We start from the raw sequence: 24,645 nt of genomic DNA, 5'->3' as shown, positions 1-24,645 counted from the left end.
TCTAATCTTCTTTATTGGAATGAAGGTGATGTACAAATGCATCAGCAATTTTAGTAAGGTGTTTTCGCATTTCTACAAAGCCTTCATTACCACCATAATAAGGATCAGCGACTTCGCCAAAAGCAGCTTGATCATTAAATTCACCAAACATGACCAATGATGCTTTGCTGTTTTGTGGCTGAATTTTTTTAAGATTGGATAGATTTTCTCTATCCATAGCTAAAATCCAATCAAATTCATTAAAATCTTCTTTGGTTACTTGGCGTGCTTTCTGGTGAGAGATATCAATGCCAATCTGACGAAGCGCAGCAATGGAACGAGAGTCTGGCGGATTTCCAATGTGATAGGCTGCAGTTCCTGCAGAATCAAGTTCTAAAAAAACGTCATTCTGTTTAGCAGCAGCTTCCAAAATACCTTGCGCTGCAGGTGATCGGCAAATATTGCCCAAACACACCGTTAATACTTTGTAACTTCTCATTTTGAAGAATCTGAATCTAAGCGTTCATCAGCCGTTAATGTGCGAGCTTCTGTTTCTAATAAAACAGGGATGCCATCTCTAACTGGATACGCCATGCCGCCGACTTTGCTTATCAACTCTGTACCATCTTTACTCAAGGTTAAAGTGGCTTTGGTAACTGGACAAACAAGGATATCAAGTAAGGTTTTATTCATTGGATTGATCCGTAATAATTTGATTAAGTTTTTCTAAAAATGTGTGCTGAAAGGTTAAGGGCAATTCTAAAGACACCGGTAAATACCAAACCTCAGCGTTTGATAACTCAAGCGCTTGGCACTTAACTGCGTCTTTCTCTGTCATAACCACGGCACCATTAGATGGAATGTCTGTGGCTTCAAAAGCATGGTGATCAGCAAACCATTGATGAGTTGTGTTTTGTCTTTGCACCCCGAGATTTTCTAATGTTGTTAGAAAGCGCTCAGGGTTACCAATACCTGCCATAATATGCCACTTTGACTCTGGCGTAAAAGCGGATCGCAAGTCCATTCGCTTAGCCCCATCAAGCGATACCAGTTCGGTCGGTGTTAGTGGAGCAAGTGTAATTGGCAGGCCCAAAAGATTGAGAGACTCTGTCGTTTTGCTGGATACACTAACAATAAAATCGACGTCATTAAGTCGTTCAACAGGTTCTCTTAATGGGCCAACAGGAAGCAAGTGGCCATTACCAACCCCACGAGAAGCATCTAACATGGCAACTTCGATATCTCGATTAAGTTGGTAGTGCTGCATACCGTCATCACTAATAACAACATTAACGTCTGTTGTATTCAACAAATACTTAACGGCTTCATCTCGCTTAGGGTAAACCACCATTGGGCAATTAGCGCGACGGACAAGCATTACAGGCTCGTCACCTACCTCTTTAGCCAAACTTGTTGGGTAAACTGGAGTTGGTGTTTTAATTTTTGCACCATGGCCGCGGGAGACAATGCCTGGTCGATATCCGTTTTCCGTTAAGAGCTTACACAGGGCAACGACCATTGGCGACTTCCCGGTTCCCCCAACACTTATGTTACCGACCACTATGACCGGCACAGGGGCTTTGTAGGACAATTGCGGGTGCTCTACAAAGCGACGCCTCTTGTCAGCTACGACCTTATTAACTAAGGGCTGAAGTGGACGAAAGATATGGGTCCAACCACAACGACCATACCAAGATCGAGTAAATAGCGACTCAAAACTCACTGACTAGGCTCTTTCTGTGCTGTATGCGCCAGCTTGGTAATCCCCAAGCTTGCTGCAGCATCGTAAACTCTTAACACCAAGTCATAAGGCGATTTTGCGTCTGCGGTAATGATAAGCGGACGAGTTAAATCCCCTTCTCCAACTTCTTTTAAGCCTTGTATTAAGGTACTTACTTTCTCATTAATGAGCGTCTGACCATTAATGACATATTGCCCATCCGCCGTGATCACTAATTCAATATTTTTCGTTCTGTCGGACGCTGGAGCATTCGATGTCGCTGTTGGAAGGTCTATCGTTAATTCTGTACTTTGATTAAAGGTTGTACTGACCATGAAAAATATTAACAACAAGAAAACGACGTCAATCAAGGGCGTTAAATTAATTTGAACGTCATCTATTTTTTGACGACGAAACTTCACTGTGCCACCCCTGTCTTCTCTCTATCTGTGTGTAAAGCATCGATCAGTTTTGTGGACTGTTGCTCCATCGTAACGACAAGAACATCAATTTTACGACTAAAAAAGCGGTGAAAAATCAAAGCAGGGATAGCAACGCCAAGGCCGGCAGCGGTTGTTAATAGCGCTTCCGAAATACCGCCAGCTAATAACGCGGTGTTTCCAGCCCCACTTTCCATTAGCACAGAGAACACTTTAATCATACCAACAACGGTTCCAAGCAAACCAAGCAATGGAGAAATCGCAGCAATAGTTCCTAACGTATTCATAAAGCGCTCTAACTCATGGATAACATGACTGGCAGCCTCTTGAATGCTTTCTTTCATCGAGCTTCGCCCATGCTTTGAGTTTAGCAACCCCGCTGCAAATATTGATGCAAGCCCTGCTTGACCCTGCATTGAACGAATGTATTCAATGGTCATTCTGTCGTCACGTAATCGTGACATAACATCAGATAAGAGACCTTTAGGAGCAACATGCGATTGGCGGAGAGTCCAAAAACGCTCAATAATAATAGCCAAAGTAAGAATGGAACAGGCCAATAACGGCCACATGAAAAAACCACCAGTTTGAATAAAGGCTAACACTTCGCTCTCCAATTTAAGTTTGTAAGTAATTTAACACACTCTCTAGCTTTTCTACACGCTTGCAAGTGTCAGATTTTAAGAGAAAAAATGAATAAAGACACGAAGAGTGTCGCAGAGAAAGATGCTTGTCTCTAAAGTAGAACTCTAAAAATTCCCCATTCGCAATAATAAGCCAATTAACCTTTAATGCATCCAGCATTACGGTGGTCATTTCGGCTTCCGCTTTTTGTAAAAATACCCATGACGCATCGGCCGAGACTAATTTATTGGGCGTTAAATCCGACATTTGCGCTGGCGATAACATATAACTACCAGCTGAATGGAAATGTAGATCTGAATCAAATGTCAGACGTTCAACATCGCTACCAGCCCAAGAATTAACCATTAATATTTGGTCATTACTTTTCAAGATCAAGCTGTTGTTTTTATTTTGTATCAAGTAGTCAGGCTTATTATCGTAGAGAAGTGTAGAAGAAAAGAGTAAGCACCAAATGCTGGTTAAGCTAAGAATGCCTCGCTTTAATGGGCTCTGATACACCCAGAATACGATCAAGAACAGCATTAAAATCCTTGGAAAATCGGTTGGAAAAGTTTCAAACGCTAACAGTGGCAGACGAAAAGCCACCCAGTTAATTAGCTCATCCACGTAATAAAGCAGCATTTCCAACAATTTATAGCAGTAGGTTGAGCCAATCAAAAAAGCCTCAAAGCAAGCCGATAGCCCCCATGGGAACCAAACAAAGGCCGCGAAAGGAATAAGCAACATATTGACTAACACTGATACGCTTGAGATTTCTTCTTGCCAGCCAAGAATCAAAACCATAGAAGCTGTGCTTAACATCATTTGCCCCATAAATAAGCGAGACAACTTAGCTGTTTGGCAATAGCCAATAAGCAAATACACCAGGCTAAATGAAAGCCATAACCCAGGACTTAAAATAGCTCTGGGGTTCGCTAAAAGCACCAACCATAAAGCAAATGTTATGATGCTATAGGCAGAAAAATGCAGTGATAACATGCGAGCAAATAAATACGCGCTCAACATTATGGAAGCTCTTACGACCGGTTCGCCCCAGTTTGTAAAATAGGCATAAGAAAATAATAGCGGAATGATTATTATGGCGTTGCAATGCCAGCGGGTTAATCCTGATAAGAGTATGCTTCCCGGAAGAAGCCGCCAAACCACCCTACTTACCAAGCTTCCGATTACAAACATAAATCCAGTATGCAGACCTGAAACGACAAAAAGATGCGCCAATCCTAATGTTCGGATCACCCAAGTGTCTTTTTGACTCCAAAGATCATTTTGCCCTAACAGCAAGGCTTTTGAAAAACGCCAAGAACTAAAGTCGGATAACTTTGAATCTAATGTCTCAAGAAGTTGGTCCCTTGGTGATGACCTTAGGCTGTCCAATCTTTGTATATCGTGCTCTGAAAGCTCCACTGTGATTTGAGCTACTTGCCGATTAATGTAAAGTTTTTTCTGCCACCAACTGCCTTCTTTGTCCGAGAGAATGACATTTTTGACAACGCCTTTGATGTATTCTGAGGATAGATCGTGCCTTGTTGCTTCGAACACCTTACCAAAGCGCAAATTAAAATTCTGATGTGTTCTTCGCTCTCCGCTCGGGGTGAAATACATAATTTCAACGGATTGCTTTTTAAAGGAGCCGGATTGCTCTGGGGGTAGGCTTCTAGAAGGGAACAGGGTTCTTTGCTGGAAATCTATAAAGACCACTTCTTGTGCATCAATCGGTATGGTCGATGGCTGTTTGCCCTCATGAAAAGCGAGAAACATTAAGGACACAAGTGTCAAAAATAGCACTAGGAAGCGCTTTGTCCATATTAAGTAGAGACACACCATTACGATATGAGTAGAATACACCCATAAATAATCGCTCGGCACCAATATGGCGCCCATCAATATGGACAAACTACTTAGTAACATAAGACCTCCTTGTCTTAAATTGCTAATTTTTCAATACCTGATTATGCCGAAGAATTATCTAAGAAAATTCATACCAAACCCTGAAAAGCTAAAACAAAGTAAAGCGCTGAATCTATTAGGGTCTCAAATTTATGAGGCTAACTTATGGCATTTGAACAGGAAATCCGTTGCTAGGGCATTTTTTAATGGCCTATTTTGGGCGTTTATTCCAATGCCTTTCCAAATGTTAGCATCGGCTTTATTAGCTATTCCTCTTAGAGCAAATATCCCCCTCTCGATAGCACTCGTTTGGATTACAAACCCGCTAACCATGCCTTTTGTATTCTATTTTAACTACAAAGTTGGCTCGCTTATTTTAGATCTGCATCACGACAAGAATTTTCACCTTTCCGTTGAGTGGATATGGGATAAAATGGAACACATATGGCTTCCACTTTATGTTGGATCCGTAGCCTCTGGACTGGTTGTCGGTGCCATCAGTTATGCTGTTATTTCCATACTGTGGCGTTTGCATGTCTTAAAGCGTTGGAAAGAGCGTAAAGCCCGTAATACTCCAGACAAAAAATAAGCCGAGAGTCGGAGTGCAACCTCCTCTCTCGACCTTCTTTAGAGCTTTCAATAAGATTACTTAAGTGGCTGCAAAGTCCCCTTTGATAATCTATAAGCCGAATCCATCCAGCTAAGCATTTTTTCATCATGCGTTACAACAAGAAACGCCATGCCGTAATTGACCTTTAGCTCATTAATCAGCTTTTGAATTTCCACGGACGTGGTTTCATCAAGATTACCTGTTGGTTCATCCATCAAAACACAAGCAGGACGATTGGCTAGCGCACGAGCAATGGCAACTCGCTGCCTTTCACCGCCAGATAGCTGTGACGGTTTGTGATGTAATCTGTCTTTTAGACCAACTTGCCCAAGTAATTCTTCACCTCGCTGATACGCTTCTTTTTTGTTCATTCCAGCAATCCACATAGGCATAAGAACATTTTCCAGTGCAGAAAATTCTGCGAGTAAATGATGAAACTGGTAAACAAAGCCCATTTCTTTGTTTCTCATCTTCGCCCGCTTAGCGTCTTTCATGCTGGACCAAGAAACATTCGCAAGCTTCACATCGCCTGTGGTTGCCAAGTCTAAGCCCGCCAACAAATTAAGTAAGGTGGTTTTGCCGGATCCAGATGCCCCCACGATTGCACAAGCCTCTCCTTTATTTAAAGAGAGCTCAATAGATTGGAAGACATCGACCACTTGCTTGCCATCTTGATATTGCTTCGACAATTGACGGCATTCCAAAACGATATTACTACTCATAGCGCAATGCCTCCGCGGGTTCTACTTTTGATGCTCGCCAAGCAGGATAAATTGTTGCGGCAACCGTCATGATAAAAGCAGAAGTAACAATTAATTCAACATCCGACCACTGGAGTTCAGACGGTAAATAGTTAATAAAATAAACATCTGAACTTAAGAATTGAACATTTAACAAGTTCTGTAATGCAGCAATCAGTTCACTCACATTCAATGCCAATGTCACGCCTAGCACAACGCCGATTAAGGTCCCTAGCATACCAATGAACATACCTTGAACAATAAACACCCACATAACTTGGGTAGAGGTTAGGCCCATAGTTCGCAGGATAGCGATGTCGTTACGCTTATCAGTTACAACCATTACTAAAGTGGAGACAATATTAAAAGCTGCGACCGCCACAATAAGAAGTAGCAACAGCCCTATCATGGTTTTTTCCATTTTTATTGCTTGGAAAAGACTACCGTGAGTGCGGGTCCAGTCACTGACTCTGTTTTGCCCAGGCACTTCTCTGGCTATATCCCAAATACGTGATGGTGCGACAAATAAGTCATCAAACGAAATTCTTAGCGCTTCCACTTCGTCAGTTTTGTAACGCTTCAATTTTGCGGCATCTTTAATGTTTATATAGGCTAAACTGCTATCCAGCTCTGCCCCAACCTCGAACGTACCGACAAGGGTAAAACGTTTTAAAACCGGTGCAACACCAGCAATCGAAACGTTTGCTTTTGGCAAAATCGCTGTCACCTTATCACCAATATCAACCCTTAGCATTTTGGCAAGTTGTGCGCCCAAGACAATCCCGAAGCTTGTGTCATCCAAGGCATCGAGAGAGCCTGAAGCCATGTTGTTACCAATGATAGACACTTTCTTTTCCATCTCTGGATTAATACCATTTAGTATGGCGCCATGAACACTTGAACCAGACTGAAACATAACTTGTGCTTGGGTGTGCGGCGCAACCCCAACAACATTTGGCATGGCTTCAACCAACTTAGCTGTTTCTCGCCAATCATGTAAAACAGGGCTTCCCCACAAGGTAGCGTGTGGAACCATGCCTAAAATACGTTGGCGTAATTCACGATCAAACCCATTCATCACAGACAATACGGTGATTAAAACCATCACGCCCAAAGCGAGGCCTGCGATAGAGGAAAAACTGATAAATGAAATGAAATGATTTGAGCGCTTAGCGCGGGCGTATCTAAGCCCGATAGCAACAGGTAGGAAATTAATCAATGTGTATCCTTGCATAGCAAAATGGAGGGAATATCCCTCCATTATAGATTTAATCGCCAAATTCGTTTAGGCGTCGAAATCGATACCTATACGACGACCAACATCTTCGTAAGCTTCGATAACGCCACCCAAGCCTTGACGAAAACGATCTTTATCAAGTTTTTCTTTGGTTTTCGCATCCCACAAACGGCAACCATCTGGAGAGAATTCGTCACCTAATAAAACTTCACCTTTATATAGACCAAATTCTAATTTGTAATCAACTAGAATCATGCCGCCATCAGCAAAAATCTTTTTTAGTACATCATTTACTTTAAATGTAAGTTCTTTTGCTTTTGCCAAATCTGCCGCTTTTGCCCAGCCAAATGATTCAACATGAGATTCGTTGATCATTGGGTCACCCAAAGCATCATTTTTCAAAAACAATTCAAACGTTGGTGGTGATAATTCAATGCCTTCCTCAACACCTAAACGACGGCATAGACTGCCCGCAGCAACATTTCGTACGACACATTCAACCGGCATCATATCAAGGCATTTTACGAGCGACTCTGTATCACTTAAAAGCTTTTCAAAATGGGTTGGGATTCCAGCTTCTTGTAATTTGCTCATGATGAAAGCGTTAAACTTATTGTTCACCATGCCTTTACGATCAAGCTGCTCTATTCGCTTTCCGTCAAATGCTGAGGTGTCATCGCGAAATACTAGAACCATTTTGTCAGGGTCATCTGTACGAAATACAGATTTTGCCTTACCTGCATACAGCTCTTGTCGTTTTTCCATTGGAGAGTCTCCGGTCTTCTTTTATGAGGGGTTAATCTTAATTACTTTAAAAAGCGCTGAACTAAATGAAAGGATGTCACTTCTGGAGAATCCATAGCAGAAACATCAATCACTAAAAAATCACCCGCTTTTTGGCGTGAAATCTGATAAGGATATTCTCGCTTTTCCCAGCTAACATCATCAAGGTTTCGACGGTACACCTTAAACAATTTTTGTTCACTACCAGGAATGTTGAAGTCAACAACATCACCAATACGCGCAACCTCTTCTGCAGGGACTGGCGCTAGCATATTGTCTTGGTCTGGAATCAAATAAAGGCCAGCTGCATTTAATTTTGCTTCTATTTCCGATGCTGAAGAGTTTTTACCTAAATAAATGGCAAAAATTCCGCGATGGTCAACCCAAATAGGGAATGTAGTCTCTGAACCACGATTGGATAGATAAGCAGATGTTTGATTTAGTTGACGCCCTATGGTTCCCCAAAGACGCACTGCTACAGAATAGGCATCTTGGCTTTTAACAGGACTCATCCAATTGCTTGCCTCTGCCCCTTTTTGCTCTTCACGGTACTGAACGGATAATAATGTTTTACCTTCAACTTCGTTGAATGTAAAAGAAAACGCTGGGGTAGCTGGATAAACTCGAGTAATGCTACTCCATAATGAGCCCCACCAACCTTGTGGATCAAAATCAAATGGCACACTGACAATCTGATTTTCAGTTTGAGAAGCTATTGGTGACCCTGCACCATGCAGCGCGGTTAAAAAATCAGTCACAATACGCTTAGATTGGCTACTGTTGGCAGGAATTGAAAATTGAATCGCATCCGGCTTTTCAATCACATCAACGCCGACCATAGGGTAAAATATAAAGGGAGCACGTGGTGTCTCATAAGGTGTAACACCCTCTAAATCTGCAATAGTGTTTTCATTTGGTATAACCAAAACATCCTTTGCAGGTTGGGAGCCATCTGGCATCACGATGGGTGTTGTTGCAGTACTTTCTTTTTGATAATCATCTGAATGGTCAGTAAAAAAAGTACTGCAGCCAGATAGCAAAAATGCCACCGAGCTTGCACCGATTAACTGTAAAGCTAACTTGTTCATACTAATAAAACTCCAGCTTCTATCAATGCCTGTCGAACAGCTGGATGATGCTGCTCTGAAAGCGGGGTAAGAGGTAAGCGAATACCATCTTCACACAAACCCAATTGGCTGCACGCCCATTTTACTGGTATTGGGTTAGATTCTAAAAATAGATTCGTATGCAGTGATGATATAGTGGTATCAATTGAGTGAGCTAGATCAGAATTGTTTGCTAACGCGGCTTCCGCTGCTTGCGCAACCGCTTTTGGTGCGACGTTTGCCGTAACGGATATATTGCCTTTACCGCCAAGAAGCATAAGAGAGACGGCGGTTGGATCGTCACCTGAGTAAACAGCGAAATCATTTGGAAGCGCGTTAATTAACGCTTCTCCACGCTCCAAATTACCAGTGGCATCTTTGATTCCAACGATATTCGTAATGGATGAAAGACGTACGACTGTTTCATTTTGCATGTCACATGCAGTTCGACCCGGTACGTTGTAAAGAATCTGAGGAATATCAACCGCTTCAGCAATGGCTTTAAAGTGCTGATACAACCCTTCTTGAGTCGGTTTGTTGTAATAAGGTGTTACCAGCAAGCAAGCGTCAGCGCCTGCTTCTTTTGCACTTCGAGTAAGATCAATAGCTTCATGGGTAGCATTAGCGCCAGTCCCTGCAATAACTGGAACACGACCATTAACAGTATTCACTACTTGACGAATAACGTTGGCATGCTCTTCAGGCGTCAGAGTGGAAGACTCGCCTGTCGTTCCCACAGCAACAATGCCATGAGTCCCCTCATTTATATGGAACTCTATTAGATCATCTAATTTTTGGGTATCTACAGCGCCATCTGGTGACATAGGTGTGATAAGCGCAACTAAACTACCTGTGATCATTTCGAGTCTCCGTTAAAATTATAAGCGCGCCTATAGTAACGTCCAGACTCTTGATTAACAATAATTCGAGGACGTAAAGCAGGCGTAAATTCGTAAGAAACTCATGACAAGAGGATTTTTCACTAAGCCCTTGTTAAGATACTCTTTCTTAAGCTCATACATACAGAGCAAATATTAAACAAAATACATACTATTAAATCCTATTAATGAAACAGAGAGCAGCCATATGACAATTGAAATTGGACAAATTGCACCAGATTTTAGTGCTAAAGATCAAAACGGCGATACGATCACTCTTAGTCAATTTAAAGGTAAGAAAGTCGTCTTATATTTTTACCCAAGAGATAATACGCCTGGCTGTACAGCTCAAGCCTGCGATTTGCGCGACAACTATCAGGCGCTTTTGGATCAAGGTTTTGTTGTTTTGGGCGTTAGTACCGATACAGAGAAAAAACACCAGAATTTTATCGAAAAATACGATCTACCATTTCCGTTAATTGCGGATACAGAAAAAGAGGTTCATGAACTATACGGGACTTGGCAGCTGAAGAAGTTTATGGGGCGAGAGTCTATGGGGACAGTAAGAACCACTTTTATTATCGATGAAAATGGCGTTATTTCCGACATCATCAGCAAAGTGAAAACCAAAGTTCACGCTGAGCAGATCCTAAAATAAGCCACAAAACAATGGCGCGAAAACACACGCGCCATTGTTTTAGCAATTACTAGATCCCTCCACGAATCTCATCTCTAACTTCCATACGGTAAAAGTCCGCTAACAAGCTATGCAACTCTTTACTTAAAGGTGGCAAATTCGATGCCGCGGCATTGCGAACAACTTGTGAGGAGCGACTCGCACCAGCGATAATACTTGATACTTGTGGCTGATCTAAAATCCAACGTAGAGACACATCCAGTATATTGTGTTCTTCAGGCAGTTTTTCTTTCAGAGCTTCAACTAGAGCAATGCCTTTTTCAAATGGGATACCATTAAAGGTTTCTCCTACATGAAATGCCGCACCATCTTTATTATATGAACGATGATCATGCTCACTAAAAGTATGATTAAGTCCCATTTTTCCTGTTAATAAGCCGCTCGCCAGTGGCAAACGCACAATAATACCCACGTCATTTTTACTCGCTAGCGGTAACAATGAGTCTACTGCATCCTGACGGAACACATTAAACAGAATCTGCAAGCTGGCAATTTGGGGATGCTCACAGCAAAACTTTGCTTCATCCAACATCTCGACACTGGCGCCAAAGTGTTTGATTATGCCCTCTTGCTTAAAGTCTTCCATCCAAGCCAACAAGTCGCCTGAGAACAAGACATCTCTAGGCACGCAATGCAGTTGAGCCAAATCAATGGCTTCCACACCTAATCGTTTAGCGGAAGCCTGTAAGCTTTCTTTTACTTTCGCCTTGCTGTAACCATTTGGGTATAGCTCACTATTGCGACCAACTTTAGTAGCTATGATAGGTTGATTGCTTAACGTTTTTCGCCATTTCCCTATTCTTTGTTCACTTAAACCACCACCATATACGTCAGCGGTATCAAAAAAATGAATTCCTTCGTCCACTGCTGATTGTAAGATTGCGACCGCTTCTTGATCTTCTACTGGCCCAAAGTCATTGCCAAGTTGCCAACATCCTAAGCCGATTTCCGATACTTCAAATCCTGTTTTCCCCAGTACCCGAGTTTTCATACATGCTCCTACGATAAAGTTATTCGTGAATCCCTCTACTATACGAGCCTTTTAACTGTTTATAATTATCGATACATTAAAATGATTGTTTAATAGGACTTAACAGTATGAATCCGCATTTTCCCGAAGGTATTCGCGAATTTTTAACCGTAGTTGAAGCGCAGAGCTTTTCGAAAGCGGCAGAACAACTTAACCTTTCGAGAGCGCGTGTTTCACAGATAATAAGCCGATTAGAAAAAGATATGGGCGTTCAATTGCTCTATAGATCGACTCGCTCGCTGTCATTATCTCCTGCTGGAGAAACCTTTTATCAATTGTCGCGCCAAGGAGTGAACCAACTGGAGCATGCTGTTTTGTCGGCACAGAATGCTCATTCGAGCATCGGAGGCCAAATCAGAATTAATTCAGTAGGAGGTTTGTTTGGTGAAGAAATACTTGCACCGATATTGATTCAGTTTATGAATGACAATCCGAAGATTGAAATTGAGCTTAGCTTTTCTAGTACACGAGAAGATTTAATTGAATCGCAATACGACCTTGTTGTTAGGATGGGGGCTTTAATGAATTCCAACCTAATTGGAAGAAAGCTCACCCGCTACACCAATCATCTTGTTGCCAGTCCAACGTATTTTGAAAACCAATCTAAGCCCCAGAGCCCGAAAGACTTGTTAGATCATGCGTTGATTAATGGTTCAGTAAAACGTTGGTCCTTCACCCATATCAGTAGCAAAGAGAAATACGATTTACCAGTGCAGGGAAAACTTAAGTGCTCAAATGGTTATGTGGTTAGACGAGCAACTCTAGATGGCGCTGGAATATCAAGACAACCAGCCTATTATGTAAAAGACGATATTGAGTCTGGCCGCTTGATAGAGTTACTACCAGACTGGCATATCCCTCATTCTGACGTAACTCTGCTTTACCCTAAGTCACGGAATATTAGCCTAAGAGTAAAAGCATTGGTGCACTATTTAATGGAAGCCTTTACTATGGACGCCTCCAAAAAATCATAGAGTCTATAAGGATTTATATGCTGTCGGCCTTGGCGAGTTCTCTCACCCCTATTTTGTTACTGATTTGTTTGGGGTTCTTCCTTGGAAAGAAAACAAACTATTTAGAGAGTCCATCACTAGGCGCTTTAGTGTCTAATTTAGGCTTACCAGCTTTGCTGCTTTACTCGGTTTTATCGATGCAAATGCAAGTTTTTAGCATGCTTAAAATCATCAGCGCTACCGTTTCTGTATTGGTCTTAGCTGGGGTTGTTTCTTTTATTTTTTTAAAATCACTAAAGCTTCCCACACAATTTTATCTTCCCCCGTTGGTTAACCCAAATACAGGCAACCTGGGCATTCCAATTGCTTATGCGTTATTTGGCAATGAAGGCATGGCTATTGCGGTTGTCATTTCATCGGTTGTCCAGATAAGCCACTTCACTTTAGGGGTTGGCTTTATGTCCGGTTCCTATAGTGTAAAGCAATTATTAAAAAATGGTCCTGTTATAGCCCTCGTTGTTGGCGCGTTATTCTTAAGCTTCAACCTGAGCTTACCTGCCCCTTTAATGAACACACTGAACATGCTCAGCCATATAACGCTACCAATAATGCTAATGTTATTAGGGAAGTCTCTGAGTAATCTATCGATTCAAGATGGCAAAAAAATATACCGAGCCGCTGCTCTATCTTTTTTTCGTCCCTTTGTTGGTGGCTTAAGTGCCATATTGGTTATTAGTGTCTTTCCGCTAACACACCTAGAAAGCTCTGTATTAGTTGTATTGAGCATGATGCCTGTTGCCGTGATCAGCTATATGCTGGCCACTAAATTCAAAGGGCCAACCGATGAAATTGCCCTTATGATACTTATTTCGCTGCCGTTATCACTTTGCTCAGCGGCCGCTGTTTGGTGGTTTTATTTATCTTAAGTTAAGTTTTCAACCATTCTAGAAAAGCTGAGACAGCGGGGTTGGGAGCATGTTGCTTTGATAAAACAATGTAATAGCCATTATCAGATTCTACGGTAAATTTTGGCAGTGAAACCAACACGCCATTTTGAATGTAGTCATCTAACAAGGGTGACCACCCCAAACCAACACCTTGGCCAGAAATCGCAGCCTGTACCAGTAAAGTATAATTATCAAACTCCATTACGGATTCTGAAGGCTGCCACAGCGAATCATTGAGTTGAAACAACTGGTCCCAGTCTACCCACTTTTGCCCCATATCAGCGTTCAATTTTAAAAGTGGTGCCGACACCAGGTCTGACAAATTATTAAATCCAGAGAATTCATTAAAAAGCTTTGGGCTGCACACTGGGTAGACGACTTCAGATAGCAGTTTTTCACTGTGATAACCTTGATACTGCCCTTCTCCAAATAAAATTGCCACATCAGCCTCAAGAGACACTAAATCCACTTCCGATTGAGAGGTTTGAATTCGAATATCAATATCTTTATGTAATCTGCGAAATTCGGGCAGTCTTGGCATCAACCAAAAAGCGGCAAAAGCAAAGTCCGTCGCAACGGTAATTCGCTGACTTTTCGGTTTTTGTTTAATTCTTTGCAGAACATCACGTAAGTCTCTCAAGCTAGACTGCGTCGTTTTTAATAAAATATATCCGGCATCAGTCAACACCACGCCACGGTATATTCTATCGAATAACATTACGCCGAGAGACTCCTCCAACCCTCTTATTTGCTGACTAACTGCTGGTTGAGTCGTACCAAGTTCCCGTGCAGCAGCGGTAAAACTCAATAGCCTTGCTGATGCTTCAAAAACGACGAGCGATTGCAACGGAGGAAGATCGAAATCATCTAACATAAGCTCAACTTATCCCATGTATAAAATTTCAGTGAGTTTACAATAACTTTTTGTTAGCGCAATCTCTATATAACAAGGCAATTTACTTTCATTTGCCTCTCTTTCACTTTTTACGCATTAGAGATAATCATGGCAGAAAAGAAACCAAACATCCTTTTTATTATGGCGGATCAGCTTGCTACCTCTGCCCTTCCTATTTATGGTAATCCGATTGTAAAAACACCGAATCTAAGCACTCTTGCTGAGCAAGGCGTGGTCTTTGACTCCGCCTATTGCAATAGCCCTCTTTGTGCACCGTCTCGATATGTTTTAATGACAGGACAACTACCAAGTAAAATTGGTGCTTTTGACAACGCTGCAGATTTCCCTGCAGACATTCCTACATTTGCTCACTACCTTCGCGCACAGAACTATAAAACAGCGCTCTCTGGCAAAATGCACTTCTGTGGACCAGATCAGCTACATGGGTTTGAAGAAAGACTTACGACAGATATTTATCCTGCTGATTATGGCTGGTTTCCCAATTGGGACGATTTAAAAACTCGCCCTACTTGGTACCACAATATGTCGTCTGTTACTCAAGCAGGACCTTGTGTTCGAAGCAACCAGTTAGACTTTGATGATGAGGTGGTTTTCCATGCTCAACGTTATTTATACGATTACGTAAGACGAGATCAAGACAGACCTTTCTGTCTAACCGTTTCGATGACTCACCCCCACGATCCGTATGCGATTCCACAAGAGTATTGGGATAGATACAGCGACGATGAGATAGACCTACCCAGAATAAACATCCCTAAGGATCAGCAGGACCCGCATTCTTCCCGATTGCAAGAAGTGTATGCGTATCATGATCAAGAGCTTAGCGAACAACAGGTACGCAAGGCCCGTCGCGCTTATTACGGTGCAATAAGCTATGTAGACGATAAAATAGGTATGCTTCTAAAAGCACTAAAAGAAACTGGCCTAGACGATAATACAATCATTGTTTTCTCAGGTGATCATGGCGATATGCTGGGAGAAAGAAACCTCTGGTACAAAATGTCCTTCTTTGAAGGCTCTGCCCGCGTTCCAATGATAGTTCACGCACCGACTCGTTTCTTGCCAAAACGAGTAAAAGAATCCGTTTCTACGATGGACTTATTGCCAACTTTTCTTGAAATGGCAACCAGCGTATCTGATCATGAATACGCCATGCCTATCCAAGGCAGAAGCTTAATACCTCATTTGGATGGGCAAAAAACCGGTCATGATGAGGTTATAGGGGAATATTTTGGAGAAGGCGCAATAGCACCTTTGTACATGATACGCCGCGGACCATACAAATACGTTCATTGCCATATCGATCCAGATCAATTGTTTGATTTAGAAAACGATCCTGATGAGCTTATCAATCTAGCTACCAACCCTAGCTACAAAGACATCCATGATAGTTTCAGACAAGAAGCTCTTGAGCGCTGGGATTCAGAGGCCTTAACGCAAGACGTTTTAATCAGTCAGCGTCGTCGACGTTTGGTGGTAAAAGCCATGAATATAGGCAAAAAGCTACCATGGGATCATCAACCTATTTTTGATAGCAGTGAAATGTACATGAGAAACCATATCGACTTGGACGATTTGGAGAGCCGATCACGTTTCCCTAAAGCAGAGTAAACATACTAATAATGTTCATCACAATAGGAGCAAAAAAAATGAAAGTACTTTCTTTCAGTAGCACAGGACTCAGAGCCATTACCATGGCCAGTCTACTAACTGGTAGTGGTTTCGCCTTATCTGCCGAGCCGGAGCAATGCCAAAAAGTGACGCTTAGCGATCCAGGTTGGACGGATATTGGCGCTACTAATGGTGTAGCAACAACCCTACTAAAGGCAATGGGCTATGAAACTCAGGTATATTTATTAAGTGTTCCAGTAGGTTTTGAAAGTATCAAAAATGGTGAGATTGACGCATTTATGGGGAACTGGATGCCTGCTCAATCCGCCTTTATTGATAAATACAAAAACGATGTTGATGTTGTTCGAACTAACTTACAAGGCGTTAAATTCACTTTAGCTGTGCCTGAATACGTCTATGAAGCAGGAGTTAAAGACTTTTCTGACCTATCAGCGTTTGGAAAAGAGTTTCGTCATCGAGTATATGGTATTGACGCAGGGGCGCCAGCAAACCAAAAGCTTCAAAACATGATTGATACAAATGACTTTGGTCTTGGTGATTGGAAAGTGGTTGAGTCTGGCGAACAAGCCATGCTTTCGCAGGTAGCGAGAACCATCAAGCGCGATAACTTTATCGTCTTTCTTGCTTGGGAACCGCATCCAATGAACGTCAATTTTGATCTTAAATACTTAAGTGGTGGTGACAAATATTTTGGCCCAAATTATGGCGGCGCCACCATCAGAACCTTAACCCGCAAAGGCTATAGCAATGAATGCCCAAATGTTGGTAAATTGCTTAGCAATCTTGAATTTGGTTTGACCATGGAGAACGAAATCATCGCCTCAGACGAAAAACCAGAAAAAGCAGCGGCAGACTGGATAAAGGCACACCCAAAGGTGCTCGATAAATGGCTAGAAGGCGTCACTACATTTGATGGTAAACCAGCATTAGACACGGTTAAAAAACAGCTGACATCTATGTAATGTGTCACACAAGTTACTTTCTATAAGCTAATGTCAGAACCAAAAAAGCCGCATAATTATTAAATTATGCGGCTTTATAAATCTTCATGTCACACAGTTATTGACGTGTCAGACGATCATTTCCTAAAACAACAGGCGTAGAAGAGCGATAAGGATTAATATCTAACCCTCCGCGTCTAACATAACGCGCATATACCGTTAAGCTTTCAGGTCGACAGTGACGCATTATATCAATAAAAATTCGTTCGACGCATTGCTCATGAAAATCCGTATGCTCACGGAATGAGATCACATACCTAAGCAAACTCTCATGGTTAATTTTTGGCCCTTTGTAATCAATAAATACCGAACCCCAATCTGGCTGATTGGTAACCGGACAATTTGATTTCAAAAGATGACTCACTAACCGTTCTTCAACAATGCCCATAGATTCATCTATTGCCAGCAAGTCAGCATTAGGATGATATTCCGACACATCAATGTCTAAATCGTCTATGCAATAATCCGGCGTCAACACCACCAAAGATGACATAGAATCCACATCACGAATAATCACAGTGACTTCCGCTTGAGCAGCTTGAGAAAGATCACGCTCAAGAATGCCCTGCACTTCTTCTGCCGACTCATAACGCATTTGGTTTAACGAGTTTAAATACAGCTTAAATGATTTAGATTCTATAATATTTGGGGAATCACACGGCAAACGAAACTCAGCCAAAGCAACAATAGGCTTGCCCTTCAAGTTTAGCCATGAAAGCTCGTAAGCATTCCAAACATCCTCCCCATAGAATGGAAGGCGTTCAGATTCAATGCCCATTTCAGTCCATTTATCCACTCTTGCAATGGGGTAAAGCAACCCTGCATCGTATTCAGAAACATATTCTGTTTGCTGACCTAAGGGTAAAAAGCCCATATAACACTACCTCAACTTCTAATACCTTTGCCCTGATTGAGCAAACGCAGACCGAAACTAAACAACACAACAATAAACACACTCACAATAACCAAGGCCCAATATACGTTAATATCGGAAACTCCTAAGATGCCATATCGAAATGCGTTAACCATATAAAGCACAGGATTCAACATCGAAACAGACTGCCAAAAGTCCGGCAATAAATCGATGGAGTAAAACACGCCGCCCAAATACGTTAATGGCGTGAGTATAAAAGTAGGCACGATTGACACATCATCGAAACTTCTTGCGTATATCGCATTTACAAAGCCACCAAGAGAAAACATCACCGCGGTCAGGCACACAACCAAAATGGTTAAAAACAGATTCTCCAAAGCCAAATGGGTAAAGAATAAAGACAGCAAAGTGACAATAAGGCCAACACATAAACCGCGCGCAACACCTCCCAAAGTATAACCTAATAAGATCACCCAGTTTGGCGTAGGTGACACCAATAGCTCTTGCACGCTATGCTGGAACTTGGCAGAAAAGAAAGATGACGAAACATTCGAATACGAGTTAGTGATTACTGCCATCATGATCAAGCCAGGAACAATGTATTGCATATAACTGAACCCGCCCATCTCACCAATACGGCCCCCAATCAAATTGCCAAAAATAGCAAAATACAATGACATAGTTATTGCGGGTGGTAGTAATGTTTGCGGCCATATACGAGTAAAACGACGTATTTCTCTTACAATAATGGTGTAAAATGCGACCCAAATTTCTGAGTTTTTCATCTTATTAGCCTTTAATTAATTTCACGAAGAGCTCTTCGAGTCGGTTAGATTTATTGCGCATACTAACAACGTTAATAGAGATATCATCGAGCGCTTTAAATATCGCATTAATCGATTGCCCTTTGACCACTTCTACTTCCAGTGTTGTTGCGTCTTTACTTACCGCAACGTTAAAGCCAGGCAGAGACCAATTGTCTGGCAAGTTGCTATCCAGATCTAAAATAAAGGTTTCTTGGTTAAGTGTTTTCAATAGCGCTTTTACACTTGTGTTTTCGACAATTTCACCAGCACTGATGATGGCAATATTTCGACACAACTGCTCTGCTTCTTCTAAATAATGAGTGGTTAGAATGATTGTCGTACCCTGCTCATTGAGTTTTTTAATGAACTCCCACATAGAGCGACGTAATTCTATATCAACACCGGCAGTTGGCTCATCTAAAATAAGTACTTCTGGCTCATGGATGAGCGCTCTTGCGATCATCAAACGGCGTTTCATGCCGCCAGAAAGCATGCGAGATTGTGAATCTTTTTTATCCCACAGATCCAACTGTTTGAGATATTTTTCAGCGCGTTTTTCAGCGACAGCACGTGTAATGCCATAGAACCCAGCTTGGGTGACGACAACATTAAAAACTGTCTCGAAAACATTGAAGTTAAACTCTTGCGGGACGACACCAAGAAACTGTTTTGCTTTTGCAAAATCCTTATCAATATCATTGCCAAAAATGGATACGCTGCCAGAAGTTTTGTTAACTAGGGAGCATAACACACCAATGGTGGTAGATTTTCCAGCACCATTAGGACCTAACAACGCAAAGAAATCTCCCTTTTCAACTTTTAAATCAATTCCTTTTAAGGCTTCAAATCCACCTTCATAACGTTTTTTAAGGTCACTAATTTCGATTGCATATGTCATAATTGAAATTCTCATACGGCATTGCCGACTAATTTAGTTACTTACTTGAATAGGGTTTTACGTGGAATCACGCACACAATACATACTTGACGCATTTGCAGATTTGCGCGAACGAATCGCAGAACATGACCCCTTTAATCAGCAAGAATTGGCAGAAGAAGAATTAGACTTCTTAGAAAAGTGGGATGACCTGACAAAAAAAATTCAGGAAAACACCCATGATTATACGTTTGATGCTCAAGAGATATTATCGCGTTTCATTCGTTGCTACGCAAACCTCGTCCCTTTGATAAAGCGCGAGCTACTGTGGTTTGTAGGTGGAGAATGCTTGCACTTTCTTGGTGACGAGGAAATCACACTATATCAACAGCTAGAAGACCACTTATACGAACTCGACAGTCAAAACCAAGACTACGATATTGCAAAAGAAATCAATACCTTACGTGGCATATCGAACCAAGTTCATTAATGATGATGTTTAACTGAAAAAGTCTAACTAGTCTTTAAGAAATTTTCTTAAAGACTAGTGTTCCATTCGTACCACCAAAACCAAATGAGTTGTTAAGTACAACGTCAATTTTGCGTTTTTGCGGTGTACCTGAAACATAATTCAGGTCACATCCTTCACTAGGCTCTTCAAGGTTAATCGTAGGAGGAGCAACCTGATCACGAATCGCCAAAATTGAGAATATCGACTCTACCGCACCAGAGGCCCCCAGTAGATGACCAATCATCGACTTAGTCGAGCTAATAGCAACATCCGAAGCGTCATCACCCATTAGTGTTTTTACAGCTTGTGTTTCTGCCAAATCACCAGCAGGTGTTGATGTGCCATGAGCATTTATATAGTCAACATCCAAAGGGGTTAAATGAGCGTCTTTTAACGCAGCACTCATTGCCAAACACGCACCTTCACCATTTTCTGGTGGAGCTGTCATATGATAGGCATCATCGCTCATGCCAAAGCCTGCTAGCTCTGCATAAATAGTTGCGCCACGTGCAACGGCATGTTCGTATTCTTCTAGGATCAAAATACCCGCGCCATCCCCCATAACAAAACCATCTCTGTTTTTGTCCCATGGGCGACTTGCTGTTTTAGGGTCATCGTTACGTGTTGATAACGCTCTTGCAGCACCAAAACCACCGATACCTAAAGGCGTAATTGCCATTTCGGCACCGCCAGCAATCATTACATCGGCATCGCCATAAGCGATCATCCGGCCTGCCATACCAATATTATGAGTACCAGTCGTACATGCTGTAACGATGGATATATTTGGTCCTTTAAAACCAAAACGAATCGCTACATGACCAGAAATCATATTGATAATCGCGCCTGGCACAAAAAAAGGAGAAATACGTTTTGGGCCAGACTCATTCAATAGCTCTAGGTTTTTCTCGATCATTGGCAATCCACCAATACCTGAACCTATAGCGCACCCAACACGGCTTAAATCGGCTGTGTCAGCATTAAGATTGGCATCATCTAAAGCTTGTACAGCAGCAGCGATACCATATTGAATGAATAGATCCATCTTGCGGGCTTCTTTCACGCTCATATACTGAGTAGCGTCAAAACCATTTACTTGAGCCGCAAAACGAGTGGAAAACTGGCTGGCATCAAAAGAAGTGATATCCGATACACCACTCTTGCCTTCCAGGATATTATCCCACGTATCTTTCACATTATTGCCAAGGGGTGTCACCATTCCCATTCCTGTGACTACTACCCGACGACGAGACATAAGATTTCTCCAACAAATCGCTCTCATTCATTAAGAGCTATTAATAAGAAAAGCCGCTGTAACGAATACAAGCGGCTTTTCGGAAAACTCAGTTCACCAATATCTTACAAGTTAGCGTTGATGTAGTCGTTCGCTGCTTGTACGGTAGTGATTTTTTCTGCTTCTTCATCAGGAATTTCAGTATCAAATTCCTCTTCAAGAGCCATTACTAGCTCAACTGTATCTAGGGAATCTGCACCTAGGTCATCAACAAAAGATGCTGAAGCAACAACATCTTCTTCTTTAACGCCTAGTTGTTCACAAACGATTTTCTTAACGCGTTCTTCAATGCTACTCATTAGAAGTTCCTACTCTACTCATTAACAGCTCAGTGTGAGCATATTATAAAAATTCGATCACCTAAAAAAAGGTATGATTCTCGACATGAACCGGAGACGTATTTTCGTTGAATTAAACATAAAATTCAACTCAAATTACGACATATACATACCGCCATTGACATGCAATGTTTCACCGGTGATGTATGCAGCGCCATTTGACGCCAAAAAAGCAACAGCTGCTGCAATTTCTTCTGGTTGACCAAGACGTGATGAAGGCACTTTCTCGACCAATTTGGCCTTATGCTCTTCAGGTAACACCTTAGTCATATCTGTTTCAATGAAGCCTGGCGCGACACAGTTAACCGTAATGCCACGAGAAGCAATTTCAGCAGCCAAAGAGCGACTGAAACCTTCTAAACCGGCTTTTGCCGCTGAATAATTTGTTTGGCCACCATTACCCATAGAGCCAACAACAGAGCTAATGCTAATAACACGACCAAATTTTGCTTTAGTCATGCCGCGTAAGCAAGCTTTTGTAACACGAAAAACAGAAGTTAGGTTAGTGTTGATCACTTGATCCCACTCATCTTCCTTCATGCGCATCATCAGGTTATCACGAGTGATACCGGCATTATTAACCAATACTGTTGGCGCACCATATTCTGCAGTGATTTCTTTAATCACATTATCAACAGATTCGCTTGAGGATACATCCAGCACCCAGCCTTTACCGTTAGCGCCTAGATATTCGCTGATACTTTGTGCACCAGACTCACTGGTAGCTGTACCAATAACTGTAGCGCCCTGCTCGACCAATGCGGTAGCGATCGCTTTACCAATGCCACGAGTAGCCCCCGTGACTAGAGCAATTTTTCCTTCAAGACTCATGCTTGTCTCCAACTTTTTAATATACAAATCAATATAAAGCGATATTTAAACAGACAGCGCCGCTTCAAATCCAGCAACATCACCTAAAGACGATGCATCCAAGCCTTTTACTATTCGCTTATTAAGTCCACTCAATACTTTACCTGGGCCACATTCAATAGTTGATGTAACACCCAGCTCAGCAAGAAGCATAACAGATTGTGTCCATAAAACGGGTTCGCTCAACTGAGAAACCAAATTCGCCTTAATTACTACAGGATCAGAAACCGCTTGTGCAGTCACATTTTGAACCAAAACACAGTCCGGTTCACTGAACACAATTGACTCTAGTTTTTCAGCCAATTTTTCGCCAGCAGGAATCATTAATTCGCAATGAGACGGCACACTAACAGGCAAAGGTAACGCGCGCTTAGCACCGGCTTCTTTTGCATTGACCATTGCTGCTTCAACAGCGGCAACGTGACCTGCAATAACCACCTGACCTGGAGAGTTAAAATTCACAGCGCTCACGATGCCAGGAGCCGCTTCACAAGCAGCAACCACTTTATCATCATCAAGACCAATAATAGCCGCCATTGCGCCCTCACCAGCTGGTACGGCTTGCTGCATGTATTCACCACGCAACTTAACCAGTTCAACCGCATCGGCAAACTTAATAACACCAGCACACACAAGAGCCGAATACTCACCTAAACTATGGCCAGCCACATAAGCAGGTTTGGCACCGCCCTGTTGCTCCCAAAGACGCCACAAAGCCACACTTGCAGTAAGAAGTGCAGGTTGAGTTTTGTCTGTTTGGCTTAGTTTTTCAGCATCATTTTGCACAAGATCCCATAAATCGTAGCCAAGTACATCAGACGCCTCAGCGAACGTTTGCGCTATTATTTCGTGCTTCTCCGCTAGATCTGCCAGCATTCCCAACTGTTGAGAGCCCTGACCTGGAAAAACAAAAGCTAATTTAGTACTCATTTCACTTCCTCATTACAAAGACGCGCTTCAATAGCAGAACATAAGTCAGCTCGCGCAATATCAATTCCATACTCAATCGCACCAATCATAGCCGGCAAATCAGAACGACCATGACCTTTTACCAAATTGCCACGCACACCAATTAAACAAGCACCGTGCCTGCGTTCAGTTTGGTAAAAAGTCTCAAACAGCGACGAAGCGCCATTAATTTTTTTGAACTTACTCATCATAAAAGACAAAAGCCCTTCAGATGCTTTTAGTACAGCATTACCAACCATGCCATCACAAACAATGACGTTTTTATCGCCTTCAAACAACTCAGTGCCTTCAGCATACCCTAAATACGTAAGCCACTTATTGGCAGATAACAATCTATCCGTCTCACGAATAACAGCACTGCCCTTAGAGCTTTCAACACCGACGTTCAGCAGCCCAACCTTAGGCAGCTCATCACTTAACGCTTCTATGTAAGCAGCGCCTAACTCAGCGAAGCCAACCAACATAGAAGGAGGACAATGTACGTTTGCCCCCAAATCAACCAAACAACGCAACGGGTTTGAGTGAAGTTCTCGAATTAAAGCCGGATAAAGCTTTGGCCTTAGGACGCCTAATATATGCCTGGCTAAAGCAACCATTGCGCCTGTGTTCCCAAGCGTTACAACCACATCTGATGTTTTCTGACTAAGTGCATTCAAAGATTGATAGAGTGAACTATCGCGTCGTTTGAATAAGGATAAGACTATTTCTTCATCTCCATCAATAACATCAGAGCAAGAAATCAAAGATAAGCGTTCATGAGGTGCAGGAAGTTCCAGACCAGGATAAGGAGAATAATACGCAGTGATAAAAACATCATGATGGCGAGAAAGAATATCGACCGCACCATCTAATGCAATGCGGGGACCTAAGTCCCCGCCCATAGCATCTAAAGCTACCCTGATCAT

General features: G+C 42.1%; 28 protein-coding genes. 7 read left to right on the top strand and 21 right to left on the bottom strand.

Features of this window, described 5'->3' with window-relative positions; genetic code table 11:
* Nucleotide 1: 1 nt before the first annotated feature.
* Genes C1X04_RS09100 through C1X04_RS09075 form a run of 6 tightly spaced genes read right to left on the bottom strand, consistent with a single transcriptional unit; the run spans nucleotide 2 to nucleotide 4,692 of the window.
* Nucleotides 2-478, bottom strand: a complete 477-nt coding sequence (locus C1X04_RS09100) for a low molecular weight protein-tyrosine-phosphatase (RefSeq protein WP_137169728.1) — start codon at nucleotides 476-478, stop codon at nucleotides 2-4.
* On the bottom strand, nucleotides 475-672 hold the full coding sequence (locus tag C1X04_RS09095) for a Trm112 family protein (protein ID WP_110572452.1): 198 nt from the start codon (nucleotides 670-672) through the stop codon (nucleotides 475-477). The genes C1X04_RS09100 and C1X04_RS09095 overlap by 4 nt, the downstream gene beginning before the upstream one ends.
* On the bottom strand, nucleotides 665-1,702 hold the full coding sequence (gene lpxK / locus C1X04_RS09090) for a tetraacyldisaccharide 4'-kinase (protein WP_137169727.1): 1,038 nt from the start codon (nucleotides 1,700-1,702) through the stop codon (nucleotides 665-667). The genes C1X04_RS09095 and lpxK overlap by 8 nt, the downstream gene beginning before the upstream one ends.
* The gene (locus C1X04_RS09085) at nucleotides 1,699-2,121 is read right to left on the bottom strand and encodes a biopolymer transporter ExbD (RefSeq protein ID WP_110572448.1); all 423 of its coding nucleotides are present in this window, start codon (nucleotides 2,119-2,121) and stop codon (nucleotides 1,699-1,701) included. The genes lpxK and C1X04_RS09085 overlap by 4 nt, the downstream gene beginning before the upstream one ends.
* The gene (locus C1X04_RS09080; RefSeq protein WP_110572446.1) at nucleotides 2,118-2,744 is read right to left on the bottom strand and encodes a MotA/TolQ/ExbB proton channel family protein; all 627 of its coding nucleotides are present in this window, start codon (nucleotides 2,742-2,744) and stop codon (nucleotides 2,118-2,120) included. The genes C1X04_RS09085 and C1X04_RS09080 overlap by 4 nt, the downstream gene beginning before the upstream one ends.
* 13 nt (nucleotides 2,745-2,757) lie before the next feature.
* Complete coding sequence (locus C1X04_RS09075; protein WP_110572444.1) at nucleotides 2,758-4,692, bottom strand: ComEC/Rec2 family competence protein; 1,935 nt, start codon at nucleotides 4,690-4,692, stop codon at nucleotides 2,758-2,760.
* Here C1X04_RS09075 and C1X04_RS09070 point away from each other — a divergent pair.
* Nucleotides 4,670-5,260, top strand: coding sequence for a DUF2062 domain-containing protein (locus tag C1X04_RS09070; RefSeq protein WP_342767490.1), 591 nt, complete (start codon nucleotides 4,670-4,672; stop codon nucleotides 5,258-5,260). The two genes, C1X04_RS09075 and C1X04_RS09070, sit on opposite strands and share 23 nt — an antisense overlap.
* A 56-nt stretch (nucleotides 5,261-5,316) precedes the next feature.
* Here the strand turns inward: C1X04_RS09070 and C1X04_RS09065 are convergent, their stop codons facing one another.
* From C1X04_RS09065 to dapA, 5 genes are all read right to left on the bottom strand, one after another.
* Nucleotides 5,317-6,003: an ABC transporter ATP-binding protein gene (locus C1X04_RS09065; protein WP_110572442.1), complete on the bottom strand. Its 687-nt coding sequence runs from the start codon at nucleotides 6,001-6,003 to the stop codon at nucleotides 5,317-5,319.
* Nucleotides 5,996-7,240 (bottom strand): lipoprotein-releasing ABC transporter permease subunit, encoded by a 1,245-nt coding sequence (locus C1X04_RS09060; RefSeq protein ID WP_137169726.1) that lies wholly within the window; start codon nucleotides 7,238-7,240, stop codon nucleotides 5,996-5,998. The genes C1X04_RS09065 and C1X04_RS09060 overlap by 8 nt, the downstream gene beginning before the upstream one ends.
* A gap of 66 nt (nucleotides 7,241-7,306) precedes the next feature.
* Complete coding sequence (gene purC, locus C1X04_RS09055) at nucleotides 7,307-8,023, bottom strand: phosphoribosylaminoimidazolesuccinocarboxamide synthase (RefSeq protein WP_110572440.1); 717 nt, start codon at nucleotides 8,021-8,023, stop codon at nucleotides 7,307-7,309.
* 41 nt (nucleotides 8,024-8,064) lie between these two features.
* A complete protein-coding gene (locus C1X04_RS09050; RefSeq protein ID WP_137169725.1) occupies nucleotides 8,065-9,129 on the bottom strand; it encodes a hypothetical protein in 1,065 nt (354 codons plus the stop codon).
* A complete protein-coding gene (dapA, locus tag C1X04_RS09045; protein ID WP_137169724.1) occupies nucleotides 9,126-10,007 on the bottom strand; it encodes a 4-hydroxy-tetrahydrodipicolinate synthase in 882 nt (293 codons plus the stop codon). Before dapA ends, C1X04_RS09050 begins: the two co-directional genes overlap by 4 nt.
* A gap of 226 nt (nucleotides 10,008-10,233) precedes the next feature.
* Between dapA and bcp the strand changes: the two genes are divergently transcribed.
* Complete coding sequence (bcp, locus tag C1X04_RS09040) at nucleotides 10,234-10,683, top strand: thioredoxin-dependent thiol peroxidase (protein WP_110572434.1); 450 nt, start codon at nucleotides 10,234-10,236, stop codon at nucleotides 10,681-10,683.
* A gap of 49 nt (nucleotides 10,684-10,732) precedes the next feature.
* Here the strand turns inward: bcp and C1X04_RS09035 are convergent, their stop codons facing one another.
* Nucleotides 10,733-11,713: an aldo/keto reductase gene (locus C1X04_RS09035; RefSeq protein ID WP_137169723.1), complete on the bottom strand. Its 981-nt coding sequence runs from the start codon at nucleotides 11,711-11,713 to the stop codon at nucleotides 10,733-10,735.
* Nucleotides 11,714-11,820: 107 nt separating this feature from the next.
* Here C1X04_RS09035 and C1X04_RS09030 point away from each other — a divergent pair, with 107 nt between their 5' ends.
* Both C1X04_RS09030 and C1X04_RS09025 read left to right on the top strand, forming a co-directional pair.
* The gene (locus tag C1X04_RS09030; RefSeq protein WP_110572430.1) at nucleotides 11,821-12,726 is read left to right on the top strand and encodes a LysR family transcriptional regulator; all 906 of its coding nucleotides are present in this window, start codon (nucleotides 11,821-11,823) and stop codon (nucleotides 12,724-12,726) included.
* 17 nt (nucleotides 12,727-12,743) lie between these two features.
* Nucleotides 12,744-13,631, top strand: coding sequence for an AEC family transporter (locus tag C1X04_RS09025; protein ID WP_110572428.1), 888 nt, complete (start codon nucleotides 12,744-12,746; stop codon nucleotides 13,629-13,631).
* Between the two features lies 1 nt (nucleotide 13,632).
* Here the strand turns inward: C1X04_RS09025 and C1X04_RS09020 are convergent, their stop codons facing one another.
* Complete coding sequence (locus tag C1X04_RS09020) at nucleotides 13,633-14,526, bottom strand: LysR substrate-binding domain-containing protein (protein ID WP_110572426.1); 894 nt, start codon at nucleotides 14,524-14,526, stop codon at nucleotides 13,633-13,635.
* Between the two features lie 129 nt (nucleotides 14,527-14,655).
* Between C1X04_RS09020 and betC the strand changes: the two genes are divergently transcribed.
* Together betC and choX are read left to right on the top strand one after the other, a co-directional pair.
* Nucleotides 14,656-16,179, top strand: coding sequence for a choline-sulfatase (betC, locus tag C1X04_RS09015; protein WP_137169722.1), 1,524 nt, complete (start codon nucleotides 14,656-14,658; stop codon nucleotides 16,177-16,179).
* Between the two features lie 38 nt (nucleotides 16,180-16,217).
* On the top strand, nucleotides 16,218-17,162 hold the full coding sequence (gene choX / locus C1X04_RS09010) for a choline ABC transporter substrate-binding protein (protein WP_137169721.1): 945 nt from the start codon (nucleotides 16,218-16,220) through the stop codon (nucleotides 17,160-17,162).
* A 97-nt stretch (nucleotides 17,163-17,259) separates the two neighbouring features.
* Here choX and queF read toward each other — a convergent pair whose 3' ends face one another.
* Genes queF through C1X04_RS08995 form a run of 3 tightly spaced genes read right to left on the bottom strand, consistent with a single transcriptional unit; the run spans nucleotide 17,260 to nucleotide 19,779 of the window.
* Nucleotides 17,260-18,075: an NADPH-dependent 7-cyano-7-deazaguanine reductase QueF gene (gene queF, locus C1X04_RS09005; protein WP_110572420.1), complete on the bottom strand. Its 816-nt coding sequence runs from the start codon at nucleotides 18,073-18,075 to the stop codon at nucleotides 17,260-17,262.
* Nucleotides 18,076-18,086: 11 nt separating this feature from the next.
* Complete coding sequence (locus C1X04_RS09000; protein ID WP_110572418.1) at nucleotides 18,087-18,860, bottom strand: ABC transporter permease; 774 nt, start codon at nucleotides 18,858-18,860, stop codon at nucleotides 18,087-18,089.
* A 4-nt stretch (nucleotides 18,861-18,864) separates the two neighbouring features.
* Complete coding sequence (locus tag C1X04_RS08995) at nucleotides 18,865-19,779, bottom strand: ABC transporter ATP-binding protein (protein WP_110572417.1); 915 nt, start codon at nucleotides 19,777-19,779, stop codon at nucleotides 18,865-18,867.
* A 61-nt stretch (nucleotides 19,780-19,840) separates the two neighbouring features.
* Here C1X04_RS08995 and C1X04_RS08990 point away from each other — a divergent pair, with 61 nt between their 5' ends.
* A complete protein-coding gene (locus tag C1X04_RS08990; RefSeq protein ID WP_110572415.1) occupies nucleotides 19,841-20,248 on the top strand; it encodes a PA2817 family protein in 408 nt (135 codons plus the stop codon).
* A 34-nt stretch (nucleotides 20,249-20,282) separates the two neighbouring features.
* Here the strand turns inward: C1X04_RS08990 and fabF are convergent, their stop codons facing one another.
* From fabF to C1X04_RS08965, 5 genes are all read right to left on the bottom strand, one after another.
* A complete protein-coding gene (gene fabF / locus C1X04_RS08985) occupies nucleotides 20,283-21,524 on the bottom strand; it encodes a beta-ketoacyl-ACP synthase II (RefSeq protein WP_137169720.1) in 1,242 nt (413 codons plus the stop codon).
* Nucleotides 21,525-21,628: 104 nt separating this feature from the next.
* The gene (gene acpP, locus C1X04_RS08980; RefSeq protein ID WP_012069834.1) at nucleotides 21,629-21,862 is read right to left on the bottom strand and encodes an acyl carrier protein; all 234 of its coding nucleotides are present in this window, start codon (nucleotides 21,860-21,862) and stop codon (nucleotides 21,629-21,631) included.
* Between the two features lie 135 nt (nucleotides 21,863-21,997).
* A complete protein-coding gene (gene fabG / locus C1X04_RS08975) occupies nucleotides 21,998-22,732 on the bottom strand; it encodes a 3-oxoacyl-ACP reductase FabG (protein ID WP_110572411.1) in 735 nt (244 codons plus the stop codon).
* A gap of 45 nt (nucleotides 22,733-22,777) precedes the next feature.
* The gene (gene fabD, locus C1X04_RS08970; protein ID WP_110572409.1) at nucleotides 22,778-23,701 is read right to left on the bottom strand and encodes an ACP S-malonyltransferase; all 924 of its coding nucleotides are present in this window, start codon (nucleotides 23,699-23,701) and stop codon (nucleotides 22,778-22,780) included.
* Nucleotides 23,698-24,645 carry a fatty acid synthesis protein gene (locus C1X04_RS08965; RefSeq protein ID WP_110572407.1) on the bottom strand — a complete coding sequence of 316 codons (948 nt, stop codon included), beginning with the start codon at nucleotides 24,643-24,645 and terminating at the stop codon, nucleotides 23,698-23,700. Before C1X04_RS08965 ends, fabD begins: the two co-directional genes overlap by 4 nt.

Source organism: Marinomonas sp. FW-1 (genome assembly GCF_005222245.1).
In the GTDB taxonomy this organism is placed as follows: Bacteria; Pseudomonadota; Gammaproteobacteria; order Pseudomonadales; family Marinomonadaceae; genus Marinomonas; species Marinomonas alcarazii.
This window is presented reverse-complemented; position numbering and strand designations above follow the sequence as displayed.